This is a genomic window from Nesterenkonia aurantiaca, assembly GCF_004364585.1.
In the GTDB taxonomy this organism is placed as follows: domain Bacteria; phylum Actinomycetota; class Actinomycetes; order Actinomycetales; family Micrococcaceae; genus Nesterenkonia; species Nesterenkonia aurantiaca.
On sequence record NZ_SOAN01000004.1, the window covers coordinates 115,533 to 133,102 of the forward strand.

General features: G+C 67.5%; 13 protein-coding genes. 8 read left to right on the forward strand and 5 right to left on the reverse strand.

Features of this window, described 5'->3' with window-relative positions; all coding sequences use genetic code 11:
- Positions 1–21 precede the first annotated feature (21 nt).
- Positions 22–798 carry a 3-oxoacyl-ACP reductase gene (locus EV640_RS06505; RefSeq protein ID WP_036476375.1) on the forward strand — a complete coding sequence of 259 codons (777 nt, stop codon included), beginning with the start codon at positions 22–24 and terminating at the stop codon, positions 796–798.
- Positions 799–967: 169 nt separating this feature from the next.
- Positions 968–2,248: an ammonium transporter gene (locus EV640_RS06510; protein ID WP_036476377.1), complete on the forward strand. Its 1,281-nt coding sequence runs from the start codon at positions 968–970 to the stop codon at positions 2,246–2,248.
- A gap of 107 nt (positions 2,249–2,355) precedes the next feature.
- Here EV640_RS06510 and EV640_RS06515 read toward each other — a convergent pair whose 3' ends face one another.
- Positions 2,356–3,588, reverse strand: a complete 1,233-nt coding sequence (locus tag EV640_RS06515; protein WP_133726120.1) for an MFS transporter — start codon at positions 3,586–3,588, stop codon at positions 2,356–2,358.
- A gap of 130 nt (positions 3,589–3,718) precedes the next feature.
- Between EV640_RS06515 and EV640_RS06520 the strand changes: the two genes are divergently transcribed.
- Positions 3,719–4,111 carry a DUF1801 domain-containing protein gene (locus tag EV640_RS06520; RefSeq protein WP_133726121.1) on the forward strand — a complete coding sequence of 131 codons (393 nt, stop codon included), beginning with the start codon at positions 3,719–3,721 and terminating at the stop codon, positions 4,109–4,111.
- Here EV640_RS06520 and smc read toward each other — a convergent pair.
- Together smc and wecB are read right to left on the reverse strand one after the other, a co-directional pair.
- Positions 4,098–7,721 carry a chromosome segregation protein SMC gene (smc, locus tag EV640_RS06525; protein WP_208292189.1) on the reverse strand — a complete coding sequence of 1,208 codons (3,624 nt, stop codon included), beginning with the start codon at positions 7,719–7,721 and terminating at the stop codon, positions 4,098–4,100. The two genes, EV640_RS06520 and smc, sit on opposite strands and share 14 nt — an antisense overlap.
- Before the next feature lie 10 nt (positions 7,722–7,731).
- On the reverse strand, positions 7,732–8,898 hold the full coding sequence (wecB, locus tag EV640_RS06530) for a non-hydrolyzing UDP-N-acetylglucosamine 2-epimerase (protein ID WP_036476381.1): 1,167 nt from the start codon (positions 8,896–8,898) through the stop codon (positions 7,732–7,734).
- A gap of 71 nt (positions 8,899–8,969) precedes the next feature.
- On the opposite strand from wecB, the gene EV640_RS06535 reads away from it, so the two are divergent.
- From EV640_RS06535 to EV640_RS06555, 5 genes are all read left to right on the forward strand, one after another.
- Positions 8,970–10,229: a hypothetical protein gene (locus EV640_RS06535; protein ID WP_133726122.1), complete on the forward strand. Its 1,260-nt coding sequence runs from the start codon at positions 8,970–8,972 to the stop codon at positions 10,227–10,229.
- An 11-nt stretch (positions 10,230–10,240) separates the two neighbouring features.
- A complete protein-coding gene (locus tag EV640_RS06540; protein ID WP_161634828.1) occupies positions 10,241–12,304 on the forward strand; it encodes an acyltransferase family protein in 2,064 nt (687 codons plus the stop codon).
- 52 nt (positions 12,305–12,356) lie between these two features.
- The gene (locus EV640_RS06545; RefSeq protein ID WP_133726124.1) at positions 12,357–14,471 is read left to right on the forward strand and encodes an acyltransferase family protein; all 2,115 of its coding nucleotides are present in this window, start codon (positions 12,357–12,359) and stop codon (positions 14,469–14,471) included.
- 147 nt (positions 14,472–14,618) lie between these two features.
- Positions 14,619–15,557, forward strand: coding sequence for an ABC transporter permease (locus tag EV640_RS06550; RefSeq protein WP_051501303.1), 939 nt, complete (start codon positions 14,619–14,621; stop codon positions 15,555–15,557).
- Positions 15,554–16,588: an ABC transporter ATP-binding protein gene (locus EV640_RS06555; protein WP_084479640.1), complete on the forward strand. Its 1,035-nt coding sequence runs from the start codon at positions 15,554–15,556 to the stop codon at positions 16,586–16,588. Before EV640_RS06550 ends, EV640_RS06555 begins: the two co-directional genes overlap by 4 nt.
- 86 nt (positions 16,589–16,674) lie before the next feature.
- Here EV640_RS06555 and ndk read toward each other — a convergent pair whose 3' ends face one another.
- A complete protein-coding gene (gene ndk / locus EV640_RS06560; RefSeq protein WP_036476389.1) occupies positions 16,675–17,088 on the reverse strand; it encodes a nucleoside-diphosphate kinase in 414 nt (137 codons plus the stop codon).
- Positions 17,081–17,560, reverse strand: a complete 480-nt coding sequence (locus EV640_RS06565) for a DUF4233 domain-containing protein (protein ID WP_036476391.1) — start codon at positions 17,558–17,560, stop codon at positions 17,081–17,083. The genes ndk and EV640_RS06565 overlap by 8 nt, the downstream gene beginning before the upstream one ends.
- Positions 17,561–17,570: the final 10 nt, after the last annotated feature.

Consider the following 17,570-nt stretch of genomic DNA (forward strand, 5'->3'; position numbering starts at 1 on the left):
GTCCATCGATCAAGGAGCCCCATGCAGATCAACGCCCGCCGTCTCGTCGACCGAAGCGCCGTCATCACCGGAGGCGCCAGCGGCATCGGTCTCGCCAGTGCCCGCCGGATGGCCGCCGAAGGAGCACGGGTGGTCATCGCCGACGTCGACGCGGTCGCCGGCGAGCAGGTCGCCGCCGAACTGGGCGGGCTCTTCGTCAAGGTCGACGTCACCGACCCGGAGCAGGTCAAGGACCTGTACGCGCAGACCCAGGAGGCCTACGGCAGCGTGGACATCGCGTTCAACAACGCCGGCATCGCCCCGCCCGATGACGCCTCCATCCTGGACACCGATATCGACGCCTGGCGCCGGGTCCAGGACGTCAACCTCACCTCGGTCTACCTCTGCTGCAAGCACGCCATCCCGTACATGCAGCAGCAGGGCAAGGGATCGATCATCAACACGGCCTCCTTCGTGGCGGTGATGGGCGCCGCGACCTCCCAGATCTCCTACAGCGCCTCCAAGGGGGGCGTGCTCTCGATGAGCCGGGAGCTGGGCGTGGAGTTCGCCCGGCAGGGCATCCGGGTCAACGCGCTGTGCCCGGGGCCGGTGAACACGCCGCTGTTGAAGGAGCTCTTCGCCAAGGACCTGGAGAAGGCCGCCCGCCGCCTGGTCCACGTGCCGCTGGGCCGCTTCGCGGAGCCCGAGGAGCTCGCCGCCGCGGTGGCCTTCCTCGCCAGCGACGACTCCTCCTTCATGACCGCCTCCACCTTCCTGGTCGACGGCGGCATCTCGGGTGCCTACGTCACCCCGTTCTGAGCCCCGAGGCGGCGAAGGGCCCCGGTGCATGGCGGACCCCGCACCGCGGGGAAAGGTTTAACCTTCCTGAAACATCACGGCGCGCCCGGTGAAACACGAGGCGGTCACCATGGAGATCAGCTCGTCTCGGTGAAGTTCACCGATGAATTGATGTTTCCTGGAGGGACACATGGAACTTGGATCACTAGACGTCTGGGTGCTTGTGGCAAGCGGCCTCGTGCTGCTCATGACACCCGGACTGGCCTTCTTCTACGGTGGTCTGTCTCAGGCCAAGTCCGCCATCAACATGATGATGATGAGCTTCGCGGCCATGGGGCTGGTCGCCGTGGTCTGGGCCCTCTGGGGCTCCGCCATCGCAGGCGGCGAGTCCGTCGGTGGCCTGTTCGGCAACCCCGGCACCGATCTCGGCCTCTACAACACCCTGGCCGAGGCACCCGAGGACCTGATCGGCATCGGCTTCGGTGCCACCTTCGCCATCATCACCACGGCACTGATCTCCGGCGCGATCGCGGACCGCGCCAAGTTCTCCGCCTGGATGGTCTTCGTGCCCATCTGGGTCACCCTGGTCTACTGCCCGCTGGCCTTCATGGTCTGGGGCGATGGTGGACTCCTCGTTGAGGGCGGCGCCGTGGGCGACGCTGTCGGTGAGGCAGTCGACTACGCCGGCGGCCTCGTGGTCCACATGTGTGCCGGTCTCGCTGCTCTGGTTCTTGCACTGATCCTGGGCAAGCGTCGCAACTTCACCGAACGCGCCTCACACCGCCCGCACAACACCCCGTTCGTGCTGCTGGGCGCCTCACTCCTCTGGTTCGGCTGGTTCGGCTTCAACGGCGGCGCAGCTGCCGAAGCCGGCGAAGCTGGACTCATCTGGGTCAACACCCTGCTGGCCCCCGCGTCGGCTCTGGTCGTCTGGCTCATCACCCAGCGCATCCGCGGCGAGAAGCCGACCGCCCTCGGCGCCGCCTCGGGCATCGTGGCCGGACTCGTGGCCATCACCCCGGCCTGTGCACACGTGGACCCAGTCGGTGCCATCATCATCGGCGCCATCTCCGGCTTCGTCTGCTACCTGGCAGTCGGCCTGAAGTACAAGCTCGGCTTCGATGACACGCTCGACGTGGTCGGCCTGCACTTCGTCGCCGGCCTCTGGGGCACCGTCGCGATCGGCCTGCTGGGCCGCGCCGAACTGATCGACGGCGAACGCGCCGGTCTGTTCTACGGCGGCGGTCTGGGCCTGATGGGCTCACAGGTCGTGGCCGTGCTGGTGACCCTGGTCTTCACCGTGGTGATGACCGCGATCATCGCCTACGCCATCCACGCCACCATCGGCTTCCGCGTCACCTCCGACGTCGAGACCCTCGGCATCGACCGCTCCGAGCACGACGAGGATGCCTACATCTTCGAGACCATCAACGGTGAGCACAAGACCACCGTCGGCGCACCCCGCGAGTGACCCCCGTCTAGGTCCCCGCAACGCATCAAGAGCCTGGGTCCGCTTCATCGAGCATCTCGCTCGGTGGACCGGACCCAGGCTCTTTGTGCGGGATCAGCGGCGGCGGCTCAGGGCCGCGCCGTGTCGGCGGTCTCCGCTTCGGCCTCCAAGGTGTCCGGAGCCTGGGTCCAGGCCAGAGCGCCGAACATCAGAATCACTCCGGTCACACCGAAGGCCCAGGCGTAGCCGAGCTGATCCACCAGGAACCCTGCCAGCAGCGGCCCGATGATCGCCCCGAGGTCCTGGGTCATCTGGAAGGTGGAGACCACCGATCCCCCGTTGCGTCCCGAACCGACGATGTCCGCGATCGCCGCCTGCTGCGCGGGATTCATCAGGCCGGTGCCCACCCCGGCGATCACGCTGAGCAGCAGCAGCACCAGCGGGCTCGGCGCGAGACCGAGCAGGCCTGTGGCCAGCGCCGAGACGAGGAGACCGAGGATGATCGGGCGTCGTCGTCCGAACCGATCCGACCGCCGTGAGAACAGCAGCACCGCCGCCACGTTGCCTGCGGCGAAGGTGGCCAGCGCGACCCCGGCGAGCTGGCTGGAGTCCAGCATCCAGCCGGAGCCGACGAAGGCCGTGGCGGCGAAGAGCGGCACCACGGAATTGCGCAGCCCGAAGGTCGCCCATCCGTTCGCGAAGCCGGCCGTGAGCGCGGCCCGGTACCCGCGGTGCTGCCAGGCCTCGGCCAGGGTGGCGGTCTCGCGTTCTTCCTTGCGTCCCCGGTCCTCCAGGCGAGACTGCCGAAGCATCACGAACACGATCGCGGCCGCCACCACCAGCGCCGCTCCGTAGACCAGGAAGGGCACCCGCGGGCCGAAGACCAACAGTCCCGAACCCACCAGCGGACCGGCGACGCTGCCGATCAGAAACGCCGAGGCGTAGGCGCCGGAGACCCGGCCGCGGATCGTTGGCGGCGATTTCCGGGCCAGGAACGTCATCGCCGAGACGGTGAAGAAGGTCGAGCCGATCCCGCCGAGGGCCCGGAAGAGCAGCAGCAGCTCATAGCTGGGGGCGTAGGCGGTGGCGATCATGGACACCGCCACGATCAGCAGACCGATCACGTAGACCGGGGTCTCCCCCAGCCACTGGGTGAGCTTTCCCGATGCCGGGGCGAAGAGCAGCCGGAAGAGGCCGAACGCCGAGACCACGGCGGAGACCGCCATGGCCGAGACGCCGAAGTCTGAGGCGTACTGCGGCAGGATCGGGGCCACGATGCCGAACCCGATGGCGATCACGAAGGCCGAGACGATCATCACCTTCAGCTCAGGAGGGATCCCGATCTTCGTGTCACGTGTCATGGAGCCACTCCTGTTTGTTCTGCCATCGGTCATCCTCGTTGCTCAACGCAACGAACCCCGGGACCATTCCCTCCCCCGGCTTCGCGATCTCATGGCAGGATAGGGGCACTTCATCACGAGAGGCGTTTCGATGGAACCCACTGCCGGCAGCCTGGACGTCTTCTTGAGCGCGATCACGCCGAAGGTTCGGCAGCGTGACGCTCGGACCATGGTGGAGCTGATGCGGCGGGTCACGGCCGAGGAGCCGCAGCTCTGGGGCAGCATCATCGGCTTCGGGGCCTACCACTACCGCTATGCCTCGGGCCGCGAGGGCGACGCCCCGGCGGCGGGCTTCGCCGCCCGCTGGCAGGCCACCACGATCTATCTGCCCGACGGGGTCGAGGCGCACGCCGAGGCGCTGGACCGGCTCGGTCCGCACAGCACCGGCGTCGGATGTCTCTACATCCCACGCTTGGATCAGGTGGATCTCGCGGTGCTTGAGGAGATCATCGCCGGCTCCTACCGCAGAGTCACGGCGTGGTGAGCTCTGCGCCACTGATCTCCTGCGCCGCGCCGAGGCGCTGCGAGACCACCCGGGTGGAGCCGTCCTGCCGCATCGACACCCCGTAGAGCGCGTCGGCGATCTCCATGGTGCGCTTCTGGTGGGTGATGATGATCAGCTGGGAGGACTCGCGGAGCTCCTCGAAGATCACCAGCAGCCGTGAAAGGTTCGTATCGTCGAGCGCGGCCTCCACCTCGTCCATCACATAGAACGGGCTTGGCCGAGCCTTGAAGATCGCGACCAGCAGCGCGACGGCGGTCAGTGACCGTTCTCCCCCGGAGAGCAGCGAGAGCCGGCGGATCCGTTTGCCGGGAGGCCTCGCCTGCACCTCGATTCCGGTGTTGAGCATGTCTTCGGGGTTGGTCAGCTCCAATCGGCCCTCGCCGCCGGGGAAGAGCCGGGCGAAGACCCGTTCGAACTGCATCTTGGTGTCGAGCCAGGCCTCGGTGAACACCTTCTCCACGGTGGCATCGACATCCGCGATGATCTCGAGCAGATCCTGCCGAGACCTCTTGAGGTCGGCCAGCTGCTCCTGCAGGTAGGTATGGCGCTCCTCGAGGGCAGAATGTTCCTCCAGCGCCAGCGGGTTGACCTTGCCGAGTGCCTTCAGATCACGGCGCGCGCGGGTGAGCCGCTTCTCCTGCTCCGAGCGATCGAAGGGCACTCCGCGCTCGAGCTCCGGGGACGCACCGGTGCGCTCGTCGGTCTCCGGCGTCTCGGCGTGTGGCACCAGCTGGTCCGGCCCGTAGTGCTCGATGAGATACTCCGCGGTGAGACTGAGCTCCTCGAGTCCGCGGGCCTCCGCGGCCTCCAGGCTCAGGCGCAGCTCGGTGCGGGTCAGCTCGGCCCGGTGCAGCGCTGCGGTGAGCGTCTCCAGCTCGGCGGCGTCGTTCCGGCGTGCGGCGCGCAGCGTGGTGGTGCGCTCCTGGGTGGCCGCCCCGGCAGTTTCGGCGACGGTGCGCGTCGTCTCCGAGCGGCGCAGGACCTCGTTCAGTGCCTGGAAGGCGGTTTCGGCCTCGCCCTGAATGGTCTCGGCCGCCTGGGCGCGGGAGCTGCGAGCCTCCGCGACCTTCTGGGCTTGTTCCCTGCGGGTCTCTTCAGCGGAGGCGCTGCGCCTCAGCGCGGCGGCCCGCTCAAGCATCTGTTTATGCTGCTCCTCGGCGGCGCGCAGCTCCAGGCGGGCGTCGACCTCTTCACGGCGCCGCGCCGCGGCGGCTGCCGAGAGACGATCCCGCTCGGCGCTGGAGGGCTCCTCCTCGATGTCTTCGCTCTGCGCGGCCTCCAGCCGTGACTGAGCCTCCTGGCACTGCTGCTGCGCCTCGGCGGCCGAGGACTGCGCTGCATGGGCCTCCTGGTCAGAGGTCTCGATCCGCTCGGCGGAGCGCGCCATCTCCGCGTGGAGCCGCGCGAGCTGTTCGGTCATGGCATGCAGCTCGGCGTCGTTGGCGTGCAGAGCCTGCAGGGTCGCCTCCACACGCAGCTCCGCGGCATTGACCTCCGATTCATCCGATGCGGAGGCGGCGGCGAGCGCCTCGAGCTCGAGCTCCCGCTGCTCCACGGCCTCGGTGAGCTCGGCGATCTCGGCGGTGATCGCCACATCGGAGTTCTCCAGCACCGTGCCACCGATCCGCTCACCGGCGCGCAGGATGATCCCTTCACTGGTCACCGCGGCGCGCACCTCAGACCGCTGGAGCAGCCCGGCGGCCTGCGGCTGGTCGGCGCAGAGCACGACCCCGGCAAGGGCAGCGTGCACCGGGATCTGCTGGTCCTCGGCGACGCTGACCACCTGGTGGGCCCAGGCCGCGCCCTCGGGAAGCGCGGGAAGCTCAGCGTCTGGCAGCCCGGCGGAGACCTGCTCGGAACGGGTATCGGTCCCGGTGAGCACCGGGTGGATCAGGTGTGCCCGGCCGGCGTCCTCCGCGGCGAGCCAGCCCAGCGCCTCCGCGGCAGTCTCGGCGTCCTTCACGATGAGTGCCGCGTCCAGACTGCCCAGGCAGGCGGCGATCGCGGTCTCCCAGCCACGGGTGATGCGCAGCCGGTGCGCCAGCGGCGCCTCGATGTCCTCGGCCCGGTCTCGCAGCAGCGCCGCGGCGCCGTCGCGAGGGGTGCGGGCCGCGGAGAGCCCCGAGAGCCGGGCGCGGTGTTCATTGATCTGCGTGCGCAGCCGCTGCTGCGCGGCGAGCTGTTCGTCGTAGCCGGTGCGCAGCGTCTCAAGTCGCTGATGCGCAGCCTCATAGTCGGCGTCGAGATCAGCTTCGCCGGTCTCGACGCCGGCGAGGCGCTGCTCGAGCTCGGCGAACTCGCTGCGGGCACGCTTCTGGGCCGCCCGGGCGGCGTCGCCCTGCTCCCGCGCACGGCGACGACGCGCCTGCGCCGCGTCGATCCGGCCCTGGGCGGTGTCCACCCGGCCGCGCAGCGTGGCCAGCCCGGCGCGACGGTCTGCGACGGCGCGCAGCTGCTCGGTCAGCCGGGTCTCCTCCACCTTCAAGGCCTCCTCGGCCTGCGCCCGCGCGGCAGAGCAGCGTTCCAGCCGTTCCCGGTTCGCGGTGACCTCGGCGTCGAGCTCGGCGGCGGCCTCGGCCACGGACTGGGCCTGAGCGCGCAGCGCCTCCGGGTCGCGGCCGGACTGCTGCACCACGGCGGAGGCCCGAAGGCTGCGAGCTCGTTCTTGAGCCAGGGAGGCCACCGAGCGCAGTCGCTCCTGGACCCGCTCGAGCCGGTGGTGTCCCGCCAGCAGCTTCTCGACGTGGGCGCGCTGATCTGCGGCCTGCTTCTCCAGCTGCGCGATCTCCGCGTCCTGCGCCGCGAGCGAGGCTCGGAGCTGCTCGGCGGCGTCCCGGTCCTGCTGTTCGCCCTGGCTGGATTCGTGCAGAGCGGTGGCCGCGCGGACCAAATCATCGGCGATGATCCGGGAGAGCGAATCGCGCAAATCATGCTGGATGCGCTGGGCGCGGCGGGCTACTCGGGCCTGGCGGCCCAGCGGCGCGAGCTGCCGGGAGATCTCACCGATCAGGTCCTCGAGGCGGGAGAGGTTGGTCTGCATCGATTCGAGCTTGCGCACGCTGCGTTCCCGGCGGCGCCGGTGCTTCAGAACTCCGGCTGCCTCTTCGACGAAGCCGCGCCGCTGCTCCGGGGTGGCCTGGAGGATCTGATCCAGCTGCCCCTGACCGACGATCACATGCATCTCCCGGCCCAGCCCGGAGTCCGAGAGCAGCTCCTGGATGTCGAGCAGCCGACACTTGGCACCGTTGATCGTGTAGTCGCTGCCCCCGGTGCGGAACATCGTCCGGGAGATCGTGACCTCGGAGTATTCGATCGGCAGCGCACCGTCGGAGTTGTCGATGGTCAGCGACACCGAGGCTCGGCCCAGCGGCTGGCGCTCGGTGGTGCCGGCGAAGATGACGTCCTCCATGGTGCCGCCGCGCAGTGACTTCGCGCCCTGCTCGCCCATGACCCAGGCCAGGGCGTCGACCACGTTGGACTTGCCCGACCCGTTGGGACCCACCACGGCGGTGACCCCGGGTTCGAACTCGAAGGTCGTGGCCGAGGCGAAGGACTTGAATCCGCGGACCGTCAGGGTCTTCAGGTGCACGGGGGTGGACTCACACTCCGCCGGACTCGGCGGGGCTGGGCTGGAAGTCTTCCATCCGTTCCCCGAGCCCGAACATCGCAGCGATCGCCGCCACGGTGCGCTGCGCGGCGTGGCCGTCGCCGTAGGGGTTCACCGCATTGGCCATCGCGGAATAGGCGTCCGGGTCGTCGAAGAGCGCGGCGACCTCTTCGACCACTCGTTCCTCGGCGGTGCCGATGAGCCGGACGGTGCCGGCGTCCACGGCCTCGGGGCGTTCGGTGTTGTCCCGCATCACCAGCACCGGCTTGCCCAGGGAGGGGGCCTCCTCCTGCACGCCGCCGGAGTCGGTGAGCACCACGGTGGAGAGATTCATCAGCCGGGTGAACTCGCCGTAGGGCAGCGGCTCGGTGACGATCACGTTCTCGTGCCCAGCCAGGGCGGGAAGGATCGCTTCGCGGACCACCGGGTTGCGGTGCGCCGGAAGCACGATCAGCTTCTCGGGGTACCGGTTGGCCAGGCGGGCCAGCGCGCGGCCCACGCCCTCCATGGCGGAGCCCTGGTTCTCGCGTCGGTGGGTGGTGACCAGCAGGACGTCCCGGCCGGAGGCCGCCGCGTCTTCAAGCTGGGCATCGGCGAACGGCACATGCTTGCTCGCGACCTCGAGCAGCGCGTCGATCACGGTGTTGCCGGTGACCACTATGTCCTGCGCCGGCAGCGCCTCGCGCAGCAGGTTGTCCCGGGACTGCCCGGTGGGAGCCAGGTGCAGCGCGGTGATCTGGCTGGTCATCTTGCGGTTCGCCTCTTCGGGGAACGGTGAGTAGAGGTTGAACGAGCGCAGCCCGGCCTCGGCGTGGATCACCGGGATCCCGGAGTAGAACGCGGCCATCGCGCCGGCGGTGGTGGTGGTCGTGTCACCCTGGACGACGACGGCGTCGGGCTTGTTCCGCGCGAAGATCGCGTCCAGTCCGGTGACTGTGCGGGTCAGCACCCCGTTGAGCGTCTGCCGGGGCTGGATGATGTTCAGGTCATGGTCCGGCACGATGCCGAAGAGCTCGTTGACCTGGTCCAGCATCTCGCGGTGCTGGCCGGTCACGGTGACCTCGCACTCGAAGAGCTCGCTGGCCTGCAGCGCCTTGACGATCGGTGCCATCTTGATGGCCTCGGGACGTGTCCCGTAGATGGGCATGATTCGCTTCATAGCGTGGATTCCTCTTTCGCTGGTGTCGCCAGGTGTGACGAATTCTGCGGCTGGTGGCGTGCAGCGGGGACGTGCCCGCTCCACACCGACGAAAACAGCCTATCCGCAGGACGGGCGAAGCAGAGGGAGACTCCCCCGTCCCGACGCGGCCTAGACTGGATCAGCACCACTACCAATCTGGACCGACGAGGAGATTCATAGCGATGGCAAGTGCAACGGACTCGACCTCGTCGGCGGATCAGGCTAGGCGCTCCGAGCGGCGACGACGAGCCGAGAGATTCCGCGACCCGAGCGATCCCAGCCGCCGCCTCATCGCCCGCTTCGACTCGATTGACTGGAGCGCGCCGGAAGAGTACTCAACCTTCAAGTCCAACAACATCCTCTTGCTCGATGCGGCCAAGAAGGGCAAGGCTGGCATCCTTGAGGTCCATAAAGGCTACCGCACGTTCACCCGGAACGGCCGGGTCATCGGCGGGTTCCACCAGCTCACCACCTCGCTGACGAGCGATCTGGCGAAGACGGTCATGCGATCACGCGCGCTGGTCAAGGACTGCCTTGAATCGGCGAGCGTTCCCACCCCGGTCGGGCGTGGGTTCAGTGTGCGAGACCTGCAGGGAGCCCGAGACTACATGGCCGGACTCGGTGGCTCCGTCACGGTCAAACCCCAAGCCGGCAGACACGGCGACGGGATCTCCACAGATGTTTCGAGCCACCAGGAACTGGCGCATGCCTGGGAGTCAGCCCAGCCGCAGGAGAAGTCTCCACTGTGGCGCGCCAAGAACCTCCTCGTCGAGCAGTTCGTCCCGGGAGCCGATCTTCGGGTCTATGTCGTCGGTGAGGCGGTGGTCGGCGCACTGGCACGGCTTCCGCTCTTCATCGTCGGCGACGGACGCTCAACCGTGGCGACTCTCGCCCGAGATGCAGTTGCGGCCCGCGGTCGAAACGCCTTTCTAGCCGAGTCTCCACCGGACATCAGCGCCGACGCGCTGGCTGACCTGGGGCTCGATCCCCTGGTGACTCTTCCAGTCGGGGAAGTGCGTGATATCAGTGGGACGTCGAATCCCAAGGCGGGAGGCGTCACCCTCGACGTCACGGCGATGCTCAGCGCCCCGCTGCGTCGGCTGGCGGTCGATGCCCTGTGGGCGGTTCCCGGACTGCCTGCGGGAGGGGTTGATCTTCGGGTGAGTGACCTGAGCGAAACCGCCGAGGCGGTCGTCACCGATGTCACCGACAGTGCGGACATGTCTCTGCATCGATACCCCACGTTCGGCACCTGGCGCTCTCCAGCGCCCGCTGTCATCAGTCGGATGCTGGCGGACTCCGCTGCGTGATGGGGACCGGCTTGCTCCGCTCGACTGAAGACTCCCCACCTGCCCCCGCCCCCTGGAGCGCTCCGGAACGGCGCTACCGACCAGAGCTGCACGGACTGCGCGGCCTGGCGATCCTCGGGGTCGTCCTGTTCCACCTCTTCGGCGCCGGCCGGATCTCCGGCGGCATCGACATCTTCCTGGCAATCTCAGGGTTTCTGTTCACTTCGATGCTCCTCAGGGAGGCAGTCGAGAACCGAGGCACGATTCGGATCGGGCAATACGTCGCACGGTTGGCCCGACGCCTGCTGCCTGCTGCCGCCCTGGTCATCGCGGCAACGACGCTGGCCGGGCTCTGGCTGATGCCCGAGACCCGCCACGGACAGCTCCTCGCCGAGGCTCGAGCGTCCTTGCTGTACTTCGAGAATGTAGAGCTCACCACCTCCCAGCTCGGGTATGACGCTGCGGGACCCGACTCCAGTCCGTTCCAGCACTTCTGGTCGCTGTCGGTGCAGGGCCAGTTCTATCTGGTCTGGCCCGCGGTGGCGCTGCTCGCCGTCCTCCTGGCCAGGCGCCTGCACCGCGGTCCGATCCTGGTCATGGGCGTCCTGGTCGGTGTGATCATGGCCGCGTCCTTCGGCTACGCGGTATACATGGGGGAGGCCAATCAGGACGCCGCATATCTGATGACCCGCACCAGGGTGTGGGAACTCTGCTTCGGAGGGTTGCTGGCGCTGTGCGGCGCCCGGCTCAGTGTGCGGCAGCCGTGGCGCGCACCGCTGGGCTGGGCTGGGGTGGCGCTGATTGTCTCCACCGGATTCGTGTTCAACGGTGCCGAGGTGTTCCCCGGCCCCTGGGCGCTGTGGCCGCTCCTGGGACTCGCCCTGGTGCTGGCGTCGGCAGGACCGAGTGGAGGCGCAGCCGATACTGCCAACAGCGCCACCCGAGTGCTGTCCCGACAGCCCTTCACCTGGGTCGGAGACCACGCCTACGCGCTCTATCTCTGGCACTGGCCGCTGCTGGTCTTCTTCCTCCAGCTCAACGACGAGAGCGTCCTGGACGCATCCGGCGCCGTAGTCGTCCTGGGCGCGTCCCTGGTGCTCGCGGTCGCGACACATTCCTTGGTGGAAAAGCCGATCAACGCGCGCCCCAGGACAGGCTCCCGGGACCCGCTGCGCATTGCCGCCGTGACGCTTCTGCTAGGCGGCTCGCTCACCAGCTACGGGCTGCATCAGATCGACTTGGAAAGCACGGGGTCTCCCTCGCTCGCCGACCTCGACCGGGACGACCACCCGGGGGCGCTGAGCACTCTGGGTGGCATCGACGTTCCCGATGACGTGGAATTCGTCCCGGATCCGCAGACCTTGAGCCAGACTCGTCCGGACTACTACGGGTGGGACTGCCGTCGGGAGAACAACGACGGAGCAGGCGGGGAGGTCTTGATCTGCGAGGACCCTGGTCAGCCCACCGATCCAGAGCTGACCGTCCTCATCACCGGTGGCTCTCATGCGGGACAGTGGCACCATGCCTGGCGGATCATCGCGGCGGAGAACAACTGGGAGCTCCTGATCGCCGACATGTCCGGCTGCGTGCTCGCCGAACCCACAGATCCGCAGGAGAGCGAGTGCCACGAATGGAACCAGGGCCTGCTGGACCTCATCGAGACTCGAGGGCCGGACCTGGTGTTCTCTGCCGGCACCCGGGTGCCCAATGATGACTCGGAGGAGAACATCCCTGATGGCGCGCCCGCCCAGTGGCAGGCCATCATGGACCGCGGAGCCGACCTGCTGCTGATGCGCGGGACCCCGCGCGGAGAAGATTCTGTGGCTGATTGTCTGGCCGAAGGTGGTGACGGGACGAGCTGCGGAATGGATCCGGTCAGCTACCAGCAGCAGAATCCGCTTGCCGACCCCGAACTGCCTGCGGGGATCTACTCCGTTGACCTGACCGAGCATCTCTGCGAGGCGGAGGTCTGCCCCGCAGTGATCGGGAACATCGCCGTCTACTACGATCACAGCCATCTCTCCAACCACTACGTGGAATCCCTGGCGCCGATCCTCGACGCTGAGCTCCGACAAGAGATGCCCCACCTCTTCTGATCTCGGGCGGGCTTCCACGAATCCGGCGCACCTCTCGGTTACCCTCGTTTCAATGCCTCGACCAGTCCCCGCCCTAGATGCCCGCGCCACCGGACCCTTTGAGTCCGGCACCGGGTCCCTCCCTGAGCGTCGCCACCGGCCCGAGCTGCACGGTCTGCGCGGACTTGCCATCGCCGGCGTCGTGCTGTTCCACCTCTTCGGTGCGGGCAGGGTCTCCGGGGGCATCGACATCTTCCTGGCCATCTCGGGCTTCCTGTTCACCGCCATGCTGCTGCGGGAGGCGGGTTCGACGGGGAAGATCGACCTCCTGCGCTACTTCGTGCGCCTTGCGAAGCGGATCCTGGCGCCTGCGGCACTGGTCATCGCGGTCACCACGACTGCAGGCCTGATCCTGCTCCCGCTCACCCGACACGCGCAGCTCGTCACCGAGGCGCGCGCCTCGCTGCTCTACTTCGAGAACTTTGAACTGATCCGATCTCAGCTGTCCTACGAGGCGGCAGGCGCGGAGACCAGCCCTTTTCAGCATTTCTGGTCCCTCTCCGTCCAGGGGCAGTTCTATCTGATCTGGCCCGCGGTGGCTCTGCTCGCCGTCTGGTGGGCCCGGCGGTCCCGGTTCTCCCTCACCGCCACTATGGCGACGCTGATCATGCTGCTGATGATCGCCTCCTTCGCAGCCGCGCTTCTCGTCCAGCAGCAGAATCAGGCAGAGGCGTATCTGCTCACCCAGACGCGGATCTGGGAGCTGGGCTTCGGCGGGCTGTTGGCCCTGTTCGGTGCCAGGCTCGTGATTCCACGCGCCGCGCGCACCGCTGCGGGCTGGCTGGGCCTGGGACTCGTGATCAGCTGTGGCTTCGTCCTGGACGGGGCGGCGCTCTTCCCCGGACCCTGGGCGCTGTGGCCCCTGATGGGCATGGCGCTGATCCTGGTCTCGACGGCTCCGTCCGGCTCGGATGAGCAGCGCAGGCCGGTCAGCGCCGCGGCGCTGCTGTCCACCACGCCGTTCACCCGGCTCGGTGACATCGCCTACGGGCTCTTCCTGTGGCACTGGCCGCTGCTCATCTTCACCCTCGAGTTCCGCGGCGACTCCGGGCTCAGACCCACCGACGCAGTGATCGTGCTCGCTCTCTCCCTGCTGCTGGGCTGGGCGACCCACCGTTTCATCGAGCAGCCCCTGGCCCGCAGCTCCAGCGCCGAGAACCCAGCAAGGCCGAGGAGAGCCATGACCCTGGCCCTGGCCGCAAGCACGCTTGTGGTCGGCGGCCTCGGAGCTACTGCCTACGTCCAGGTGACCACCGACCCTCAGCAGGACGGCCTCGCCATGGCGGGGGTGGATCGCAAGCTCTATCCCGGTGCGGACATCATCCAGGCGGAGAACGCCGCGCACGACGTCGAGTTCTACCCGGAACTCGGCGGCATCTCCCGGCGCGTGCCCGAATACGCGCGCACCGACTGCCACCAGCCCACCGGGGATCAGCCAGGATCCGGAGAGGTGCTGGTCTGCGAGGATCCCGCCCAGCCGGAGAACCCCGCCAAGACCATCATGCTCGCCGGCGGCTCCCACGCGGGCCACTGGCACAACGCGTGGATCATCCTGGCCGAGAAGCACGACTGGGAGGTGCTGGTCGCCACCAAGGGCGGATGCGTGTTCCGCGGTCTCGACACCGAGGATCCCAACACCTGCGACGAATGGCTCGCCGGCTTTCCCGAGGTTCTCACCGAACACCAGCCTGACCTGGTGGTGACTCCGGGCACCACAATCCCCCAGGACACTGGCACTGAGAGCATCCATGAGGGCGCCGAAGAGCAGTGGCAGGCGATCACAGACGCCGGGTCGGAACTGCTGCTGCTCCGTGGAACACCTCGGCAGGAGCATAATGTCCCCGACTGCCTGGCCGAGGGCGGAGACGAGCTGGACTGCGCCCCGGACTACGGCAAGTACGCGGAGGTCAACCCGCTGGAAGATCTGGACCTGCCAGAGAACACCTACAGCCTGGATCTCACCGAGCACTTCTGCCCCGACCGTCAATGCTCGGCCGTGATCGGCAATGTCCTGGTCTATCGAGACAGCCACCACCTGACCAACGAATATGTCGAGACCATGGTGCCGCATCTGGAGCGTGAGCTCCGGGAGTCCGTCCCGGGGCTCTTCTCTGCCCCGGCCAGCTGACCCGGTGTTGGGTGGGGACGCTGATAGACTCGCAGGCGCTCAACCGGTCCTGCACCTCGAGTCCGCGCGTTTCGCAGAACGAGGCAAGATGACAGCGAGAACGAGACGGCATCCCTGCCGGATCGAGGCATCAGGAAGGAAACGACCATGGCCGCACCTGCTCTAGAGCGCGCCGGTGGACCCACGGAGCCGGGCGACGCTCGCAGGGTCGCTCAACTTGATGGCAGCAACCTCATCCGGGTCGGCGCCCGCCCCGGGCTCTTCCGCTACATCCGGGAGATCTGGTCCTTCCGCCACTTCCTGTATTACGACTCGCACTCCCGCGTCTCCTCCGCCAACAGCTACGACTCACTGGGCCGGATCTGGATGATCCTGAATCCGGTCCTGTTCGGAACGGCTTATTTCTTCGTCTTCGGCCTGCTGTTGAACACCGGCCGCGGCATCGACAACTTCATCGGTTACCTGATCATCGGCGTGTTCACCTTCCGCTTCTTCACGGCAGCCGTCTCAGGCGGTGCCAACGCCATCGCGGGCAACCAGAAGGTCGTCCAGGCCTTCAATTTCCCCCGAGCCTGCCTGGTCATCTCCACCACGGTCCGCGAGCTCTTCTCGAGCATTCCGATGTTCTTCGTGATGGCGCTGCTGGTGCTGAGCATCGGCGACATGCGGCTCGGCGGGGCGGAGTCGATCCCGATCACCCTGACCTGGCACTGGCTGCTCTTCTTCCCCTGCATCGCCTTGGCCCTGATGGTGATGCTCGGCTGGTCTCTGGCCCTGGCCCGCGCGGTCAACGCGCACAACGACGTGAAACATCTGATCAGCTTCAGCACCCGGATCCTGTTCTACACCTCGGCGGTCTTCTTCTCCGCAGATCGCTACTCCGACCTCGGAGTGGACTGGCTGGACACCGTGATGGGCCTCAATCCGCTGTTCTGCGTCCTGGACATCCTCCGGCACGCGTGGCTCTACGACGGTTTCGCCGACCCCGCCCGCTGGATCGTCCTGGGCTCCTGGGCGGCGGGCTCCATGCTCATCGGCTTCCTGATCTTCTGGCACGGTGAAGAGAGCTACGGTAAAGAACGATGAGCACCTCAACGCCCTATGTCCCACGTCGGCACACTGACTCTGAGGCTGATCTGATCGCCCAGGACCTCGCCATCGAGCTCGACGACGCCGCCGGACGGGCTGAGGCCTGGGATGAGCATCCCTTCACCCAGCAGACTCCGGTGATCCAGACCGTGGATCCTGAGAACGTGTGCATGGTCGTCGACGACGCCTCCATGACCTACCGGGTGCGCTCCTCCACGGGCAACAACGATTCCGGGGGGCGAATCTCTCGCGGCCTCAAGCGGATCACCGGCGCCGGCTGGGCCGAGGTCCACGCCCTGTCGAACCTGAGCTTCATCGTCAATCGCGGCGAATCCGTCGGCGTGATCGGCACCAACGGGTCCGGCAAGTCCACCTTGATGAAGCTGCTCACCGGCAAGGTCCGCCCCACCAGCGGCGAGGTCTACGCCACCTCGACGCCGGTGATGCTCGGCGTCAACGCCGCCCTGGTCAAAGAGATCTCCGGCCGGGAGAACATCCGGCTCGGCTGCCTGGCCATGGGGCTCTCCCCCGAGCAGACGGCGGCGAAATACGAACAGATCGTCGAGATCTCAGGGCTCAGCGATGCCCTGGAGATGCCGCTGAAGACCTATTCCTCGGGCATGTCCTCGCGTCTGCAGTTCGCCATCGCGACCTCCGTGGACCCGGACATCCTGTTGATCGATGAGGCGCTGAACACCGGTGACGCGCAGTTCCGGGCCCGCACCAAGGAGCGCCTCGACGAGGTGCGCGCCAATGCCGGTGCCGTCTTCCTGGTCTCGCACTCGCTGGGCACCATCAAACAGATGTGCACCCGGGTGATCTGGATCGAACAGGGCGAGATGCTCGCCGACGGCGACCCGCAGTGGGTCTGCGAGCAGTACGAGGAGTACACCTCGCACAAGTCCAACGGGCGCACCCGCGCGGCCAAGGTGGTCTACGAACGCACCCGGCTGCGGCTGGACCCGATCAAGGTCGACTTCACCTCCGGCTCCCGGCCGAAGAAGGCCGGCAGCAGCCGTATTCGCTGAGCCTGCATGACGAAGGCCCCGGGAGATGATTCCCCGGGGCCTTCGTCGTGTTCAGGCTCTGAGCCGTGCTGAGGGCCGGTCCTGGTTCAGCTGAACCAGATGCCGATCTCACGCTCGGCGGACTCCACCGAGTCGGAGCCGTGGACCAGGTTCTTCTGGACCTTCTCGCCCCAGTCCCGACCGAGGTCGCCACGGATGGTGCCCGGCGCTGCCGTGGTGGGCTCGGTGGTGCCGGCCAGGGAGCGGAAGCCTTCGATGACGCGCTCACCCTCGACCACGGCGGCGACCACCGGGCCGGAGAGCATGAAGTCCACCAGCGGCTGGTAGAACGGCTTGCCCTCGTGTTCTGCGTAGTGCTGCGCCAGCTGCTCGGTGCTCGCGCTGATCTGCTGCAGCGCGGTGATCCGGTAGCCCTTGGCCTCAACACGGCGCAGGATCTCGCCGGTCAGGCCTCGTTCAACACCGTCGGGCTTGACCAGGATCAGGGTACGTTCAGTCATTCTTGTGCTCCTCACTTGTCGGGTTCTCTGCCAGGGCCTGTTCGGCCCGGAATCGGTCGAGCTTTTCGTCGTCGAGCTGTTCGCCCTTGTTCAGCGCGTACCACCAGCAGGCCATGAAGGCCACCCCGGGGATCGCGGCCAGCGGCACGATCAGGCCTTCGCTGGTCACCAGGGCCACGCCGATGAAGCCGAAGAGCATCACGAACTGCAGAATCCAGCCGAAGACGTAGCCGCCGGGGCGCTGCAGGATGGCGCAGGTGAGGACCAGAACGACCGCCAGGGCGATCGAGCCGCCGAACAGCCACCAGGCGTAGGACTCGTTCTGGTTCAGTCCCCAGGCCATGAGGCTGAAGAAGAACATCAGCACCGCTTCCAGGCACAGCACGGTGGAGGCGAACAGCGTCTTCACCGACCGTGGTGCCTTGACCTGTCCGGGGCGCCATTCGCGCTGTGCGCGGGTCTGCTTGGGCATCCTCTGCTCC

What these genes read in the sequence shown, in the direction of transcription:
- wecB (WP_036476381.1), bottom strand. Translation starts at nt 8,898, where the DNA reads ATGAAGCGAATCATGCCCATCTACGGGACACGTCCCGAGGCCATCAAG.
- EV640_RS06565 (WP_036476391.1), bottom strand. Translation starts at nt 17,560, where the DNA reads ATGCCCAAGCAGACCCGCGCACAGCGCGAATGGCGCCCCGGACAGGTC.
- EV640_RS06555 (WP_084479640.1), top strand. Translation starts at nt 15,554, where the DNA reads ATGAGCACCTCAACGCCCTATGTCCCACGTCGGCACACTGACTCTGAG.
- EV640_RS06545 (WP_133726124.1), top strand. Translation starts at nt 12,357, where the DNA reads ATGCCTCGACCAGTCCCCGCCCTAGATGCCCGCGCCACCGGACCCTTT.
- EV640_RS06520 (WP_133726121.1), top strand. Translation starts at nt 3,719, where the DNA reads ATGGAACCCACTGCCGGCAGCCTGGACGTCTTCTTGAGCGCGATCACG.
- EV640_RS06510 (WP_036476377.1), top strand. Translation starts at nt 968, where the DNA reads ATGGAACTTGGATCACTAGACGTCTGGGTGCTTGTGGCAAGCGGCCTC.
- ndk (WP_036476389.1), bottom strand. Translation starts at nt 17,088, where the DNA reads ATGACTGAACGTACCCTGATCCTGGTCAAGCCCGACGGTGTTGAACGA.
- EV640_RS06550 (WP_051501303.1), top strand. Translation starts at nt 14,619, where the DNA reads ATGGCCGCACCTGCTCTAGAGCGCGCCGGTGGACCCACGGAGCCGGGC.
- EV640_RS06515 (WP_133726120.1), bottom strand. Translation starts at nt 3,588, where the DNA reads ATGACACGTGACACGAAGATCGGGATCCCTCCTGAGCTGAAGGTGATG.
- EV640_RS06505 (WP_036476375.1), top strand. Translation starts at nt 22, where the DNA reads ATGCAGATCAACGCCCGCCGTCTCGTCGACCGAAGCGCCGTCATCACC.